Raw genomic sequence first — 6,000 nt, 5'->3', positions numbered from 1 at the left:
CGCCGGGGCGACCGAGGGTCGCAACTCTCGCTCGCGCCGATCAGGGGCGCGATGGTCTGGAGTGGCGGTCACCCTCCGGGGCGACCGAGGGTCGCAACTCTCGCTCGCGCCGATCAGGGGCGCGATGGTCTGGAGTGGCGGTCACCCTCCGGGGCGACCGAGGGTCGCAACGGCTCAACAACGCTTCAGGAGGCTGTCGTGCCCCGCGTGGCGGTCATCCTCCGGGGCGACCGAGGGTCGCAACGTCATGACGACGGGGGTCGTCGAGAAGGCGGTCGGGAGTGGCGGTCACCCTCCGGGGCGACCGAGGGTCGCAACTACACCTACGCCGTCCGAGTCGACGCCTGTCCCGCGGTGGCGGTCACCCTCCGGGGCGACCGAGGGTCGCAACTCCGGAGGTCCCGGCCGGTGATCGCAAGGGCATCGAAGTGGCGGTCACCCTCCGGGGCGACCGAGGGTCGCAACTACTACCGGTACCTCGCCTACGGCGGGTGAGGAAATGTGGCGGTCACCCTCCGGGGCGACCGAGGGTCGCAACCGCGAGAGGAAGCCGAGGACCAGGCCGACGATGCCGGTGGTGGCGGTCACCCTCCGGGACGACCGAGGATCGCAACACGCGGTCCGACCCGCGCAGACCCATGAACAGCGTGTGGCGGCCCCCCTTCGGGGCGACTGAGGAGTGCGACTGCCGGTACGTCTGGCCGAACGGCAGCCGGTCCCCGCCTGCGGTCGCCCCTCCGAGTACCTCCCCATCCGATACCGCGCCTTATGCCAGTCGTGTCGTCTGTTCCTGCTGTGTACCTGGCTCTCTACCGTTGGCGTCAAGACGAGCACACCGGTGGTTCACATCTGGCCGAAGAACCGCCACCGGCGTGTCGGTTGCTAAGGAAGCGCCCTCTGGAGCGAGCGCTTAGAAGGCGCTTGGCGTATTCGCTGTCCAGTGCCTCTGAACTGCGCTTCTTCGGTTGCCTGACGGAACATCAGGCATTTTGTGGGACGTATGTGGGATCGGGTGACCCCGGGAGTATGGGAGGCCGGTGCCTCCCGGTAGCAGGACGTGGCCTTTCGCATCGCCTTCACAGCGTGCGCGGAGTGATAGACGTCGTGCCGCGTTGTGCTGAGGTCGAGGCGGGTGTGCAGGGTCTGGTTGAGGCATACATGGTGGCGTGGCTACGTGTTCCCTGGTCCCCGGCCCTGTGCGTGCCTCGGCGGGGTGAACGGCACGTACCCGCGCCGGTGATTGGCCGCCGGCGCGTCGAGCACAGGCACCTGCGAGTGATCCATGAATAACCGACCTTACTGATGTCCTTCCATTGGTCTGCCGGGGATCAGGGGAGAGGTGTGCCGCCTGTGGCGTTGACGATCTCGGCGGTGATGTAGCTGGCCCGGGGCGAGGCGAGGAAGACGTAGGCGGGTGCCATCTCGGCGGGCTGGGCGGGTCGTCCGAGGGGTGACTGCTTCCCGAATTCGGCGGTGTCGGGCATTGTCGCCGGGATCAGCGGGGTCCAGACCGGGCCGGGGGCCACGGCGTTCACACGGATGCCATCCCTCGCGACCATCTGGGCGAGCCCCTGGGTGAAAGTGACGATCGCGCCCTTGGTCATGGCGTAGTCGAGGAGGTGCGGACTGGGCTTGTACGCCTGCACGGAGGCCGAGTTGATGATGCTTCCGCCCCTCGGCATGGACGGTAGCGCCATCTTGCAGAGCCAGAACATGGCGTAGAGGTTGGTGCGCACGACCCGGTCGAACTGCTCGGTGGAAATGCTGCCGATGCCGTCGGGCTGGGACATCTGGTAAGCGGCATTGTTGACGAGGATGTCAATGTGCCCAAACTCCGTGACGGCCCGTCCGACGAGGTCCCGGCATTGCGCCTCCTCGCGCAGGTCGCACGGGACGGCGACCGCTCTCCGGCCGGCCTCCTTCACCAGCCGTACGGTCTCGCGGGCGTCCTCCTCCTCGGTCTCCAGGTGGCTGAACATGACATCCGCGCCTTCGCGGGCAAAGGCCAGAGCGACGGCCCGTCCGATGCCGGAGTCGCCGCCGGTGATCAGGGCCTTGCGGTCAGCGAGCTGGCCGTGGCCCTCGTATGATTCCTCGCCGTGGTCCGGCGGCGGGTCCATCGGCCCGCTCCACCCCGGATGCGACTGATCCTGCTGTGGAAAGTCCGGCTGGGGGTGCTTGCTCACCGGGTCCGTGGGCTTCTGGGTTTCCTCGGCCATCGTGTGACTCCTGTCGCTGGGCAACGGGGCACTCATCTGTTCCCGAAATGCCGCGGTCGAATCCGGCACCCCTGCCCTCCACGCACATGTGCGGGAGCGGCGCGCCTGTCCGGCGGGTGCGGCGCAGGCGACCCCACCGCATCCGCCACGAACAGCAACTGCTTGAGACTAGGGCTGTGGGGACTCGGAGGGCCATGAAGGACACCAGCGCCTAGCCGTCGTCATGGGCGCTTCGAGCTGGCCAGACTGCTCGCCGAGAACGGGTACACCCTCTTGCTGGCCGCGGAGGACGACGAACTGCACCGGACTGCGGATGAGATCCACGCCTTGGGCACGCATGCCGACGGATCCTGATGGTCAGCGTCGTCCGCATCGCCTACTGACTACCGCCGGCCGTCGCCCTTGCTGTTCCGGTCGCCGGCCGACTGTGCCCGCGAGCCGAAGCCTGTCATGGCTGACCTGCTCGACGAATCCCTCGCGGACCGGGACTGAATCCGCGACCGGCCTGCTGAGTCATCGGAGTACGCCCACCGCCACGGCCTTTCCCTCCACTGCTCTTGCCCTTGCTCACGATGCTCACCTCCGCCTCTATCGCCCGAGAGCTCGGGCCCGCCCACACGCCGGACCGGGGAAGGGGCGTCAGCAGATCGCTGACGCCGTAGCCGCGTCAGCCGTTTGGGTGCCCGTACGTACGCCCGATTCCGGTACGTCACGGCCCGCCACGCGGGCGCGACGGGCGTGCAATCGCACGCTGGGCGTGAGGGTCGGATGCCGGTGCGCGTGGATGCTTCGGTACGCCTCCCCGGATCCGGCGTGAGGCCGGTGTGATCGTGGGGAGATTCGAGAAGGCGTGGCGCGTTCGGGGACCGATCTCCAGTGGCCGACCGGCTGTGTCGCGACGGCGCCCGGGATCAGATGGGACGTGTCCGACGGGAGGGATGAGCATCGCCGAAGGAGGTACCTGGGCGGGCCGGTTGTCGTCGGCGGTGCACGCGATCGAGGGAGTTCGATGAGTTTCGGTATCGGCGCTGTGCACTGTCTGCTGCCCGACGAGGGCGTACGGGTCGTCGACCTTCCCCAGTTCGCCGGGCTCGAGCACGCGGCGTCCGGCGGAGCGGACACCTCCGGGGTTCGTACGGTGGGTGTGCACGCGGACACCGACGCGGGTGCGCTGGCCGCTCGCGCGTGCCGGGATCTGTTAGCCGCGTACCCGCACAAGCCGGATGTGATGATCCATATCGCCGCGCGGCCGGGAGAAGGAGACGTCGGCACGGACGCGGCCCGCGTCCAGCACGCGGCGGGCATGACGGCCTTCCCATTCACCGTGGCGGGGTCGGGGTGCGCCGCGTCGGCCGTGGCCTGGGGCCTAGCCCGCGACCTGTTGGCGGCCGACCCGACGCGGCGCAGTGTGATGGTGACGTACGGCAGCAGGCCCGCCGACGGCGGCCGGGTGCGCCACCCGGTGATGGTCGTCGGTGACGGGGCGTTCGCGATGACTCTGGTGCGGAGCGGCCGGCCCGCACTGGTGGCCCACCGGATGCGTGCCGACGGACGGTTTCACGAACTCGCTGGCACCCACCCGCGCACCCCCGGCCAGGAGTCGTCCCACGAGAGCGCCGGCGGGCCCCGGGTCTTCGAACTGGCCATGAGCGGCCGTACCCATACGGCCGCGCTCGTCGAGGAGGTCCTGGCCGAGGCCGGGCTGACCAAGGGCGACGTGAGCGCGACCTTGATGCCGAACACCACCACCGGCGCGTACCGCTTCTACGAACAGGCCCTGGACCTGCCGATCCACCCGGTCTGCGGGGAGAACCTCGCGCGGTGGGGACATCTGGGACCGATGGACGTCGTCCTTAACCTCGACCGCCTCCTCGCCACCGGCACCCTGACCACGGGAGACCACGTCCTGGTCCTCGGCAACGCACGCGTCGCGGCGTGGGCCGTCACCCTCTGGAAGATCTGACCTCGCGGGCAGTAAGTCCCCGACCCGCCAACACCGTCCGCCGCCCGGTCCTCGCAAACTGCGCGACTGACCGCCGCGCTGACCAGGGACCGGCACCGGTAGGGGTGCTCAGGAAGGCGATCTGGAACTTCGCACCCTCGCGGTCCTCCACCGGCACGTCACCGCCCAGCTGGAACGCGAAACGCGGGACCCCGCGTTCGTCATTAAGGGGCCGATAAGCGCGCAGCCTGCGGGCGGTCCGGGGCGAACTCGAACTCACCGACAGCGCCAACGGGCTGTGCGAGGCGATCAGCCACCTCCCCCGGCCCGCCAGTTCACGGTGATCGTGTTGCGCCATCTCCTGCGCGCACTGCACCACTGAGCCGTGCGGCGGGAGAAACGCCCCGTCCCTGGCGGCCGAAATGCCGGGGACGAGGCGTTGTCGTTGTCGGTGGCTATCCGAGCCAGACGATGTTCAGGTCAGAAGGCCAGGCGCCTGATCACGGCTGCCAGTAGTACAGCTCCCACATGGCCCAGGCGTTGTGCTCGCACTTGTAGCCGATCTCGTGCTGGCCGATTTGGCTGAACAGCTCTGCGCCAACCTCCAGGCACCTGTTCTTGTTGGCGTACCAGCTGTAGTAAGTCCAACCGGAACTGGCGGCCTCAGCTGTCGCCGACCTCGCCGCTCACCGGAGCCTGCCGGAGGAAGAGGTCACTGAAGCCACCGTTGCCTTCGCCGACTACACCACCTGGTCTCTCGGTACCCCCAGCAGTGACGACGATGGCCAGCCCGCAGAACTCTCGCCCTCACCCTGAGTGACTGGGACTTGGGCATGGCGCGCGTGGAGAACCTCCATGCACTGGCCCCTCTACTTCACAGGCTCGATGAGCGCGAGCGACACCTCATCCACATGCGCTTCGGCCAGGAGGGCGCGCAGGCGGGCTGACGCGACCGCGCGGTTGGGTTGGTGGCGAGACGAGGATCGGGGCCGGGGTGGACCAAGTCGCAGGTCTCGCGGAGAAGGTGCTGCCGGACAGTGCGCAGGTTGCCGCATGGCACAGGGCGTGTCCGGCGCGGCACCCGTGTGGCGGCTACCTCGAACTGCATTCTTCGAAGGGGATACGGAGCGGTGCCGTCCGTACTTGACTGACTCGGGAGTCGAAACGCATGCGGGACCACGAAGGCTCTTTAGGGCGAAGGCAGACTGGCGCACGGAACCGGGGTAGGGGAGACGAGACCCCGGAGCAGCGCGCCGACCGGCGCTGGGGCGACTTGCTCCAGGAACTGCGGGTTGCCCAGACAGGGGTCCAGATCCTTTTCGGATTCCTGCTCACCGTCGTTTTCCAGCAGCGCTTCACCGACCTCTCAGATGCCGACCGACACATCTACACCGTGACCGTGGTCCTGGGCGCCGCCACCGTCGGGGCCCTGGTGGGGCCGGTCGCGCTGCATCGCCTTCTCACCGGCCGACGGCTCAAGCCCGAGACGGTCCTCCTGGCCTCTCGCCTGACCGTGCTCGGACTCGTCCTCCTGTTGTGCACCATGACGTCGTCGCTGCTTCTGGTGCTGCGATTGGCGGTCCGGGACGCCTGGGCGGCCGTGCTGGTCGTTGTGGTGGCGGTCTGGTTCCTGCTCTGCTGGTTCGTGGCCCCGCTGTGGGCTCGGCACCAGGGCAATCCCAGAGGCGACGACTGAGTTCCGCCTCCGACGGCAACCGCCCCTGGCAAGTGACGCCGGGAGCGCGGCGCGGCCACGGCGGGGCGTCTCTCTCGCCGGGCCCGGGTATGGGGGCAATGACGGTTCTGCGTTGATGGTGATCGACATGATCACGCCGAGGT

Annotated in this window: 3 protein-coding genes; 2 read left to right on the top strand and 1 reads right to left on the bottom strand. The window is 68.6% G+C overall.

The features are described 5' to 3' along the window. Positions 1 to 1,328: 1,328 nt before the first annotated feature. Positions 1,329 to 2,219: an SDR family oxidoreductase gene (locus ACFYNU_RS26620; protein ID WP_356593629.1), complete on the bottom strand. Its 891-nt coding sequence runs from the start codon at positions 2,217 to 2,219 to the stop codon at positions 1,329 to 1,331. 1,009 nt (positions 2,220 to 3,228) lie between these two features. Between ACFYNU_RS26620 and ACFYNU_RS26615 the strand changes: the two genes are divergently transcribed. Together ACFYNU_RS26615 and ACFYNU_RS26610 are read left to right on the top strand one after the other, a co-directional pair. Beyond that, a complete protein-coding gene (locus tag ACFYNU_RS26615; RefSeq protein ID WP_356593631.1) occupies positions 3,229 to 4,182 on the top strand; it encodes a 3-oxoacyl-[acyl-carrier-protein] synthase III C-terminal domain-containing protein in 954 nt (317 codons plus the stop codon). A gap of 1,147 nt (positions 4,183 to 5,329) precedes the next feature. Then, positions 5,330 to 5,857 (top strand): DUF6328 family protein, encoded by a 528-nt coding sequence (locus ACFYNU_RS26610; protein WP_356593633.1) that lies wholly within the window; start codon positions 5,330 to 5,332, stop codon positions 5,855 to 5,857. Positions 5,858 to 6,000: the final 143 nt, after the last annotated feature.

This window comes from Streptomyces sp. NPDC006643 (assembly GCF_042870175.1).
Lineage (GTDB): Bacteria > Actinomycetota > Actinomycetes > Streptomycetales > Streptomycetaceae > Streptomyces.
The sequence above is the reverse complement of the archived record's forward strand: the minus strand, read 5'-3'. Positions and strand labels throughout refer to the sequence as shown.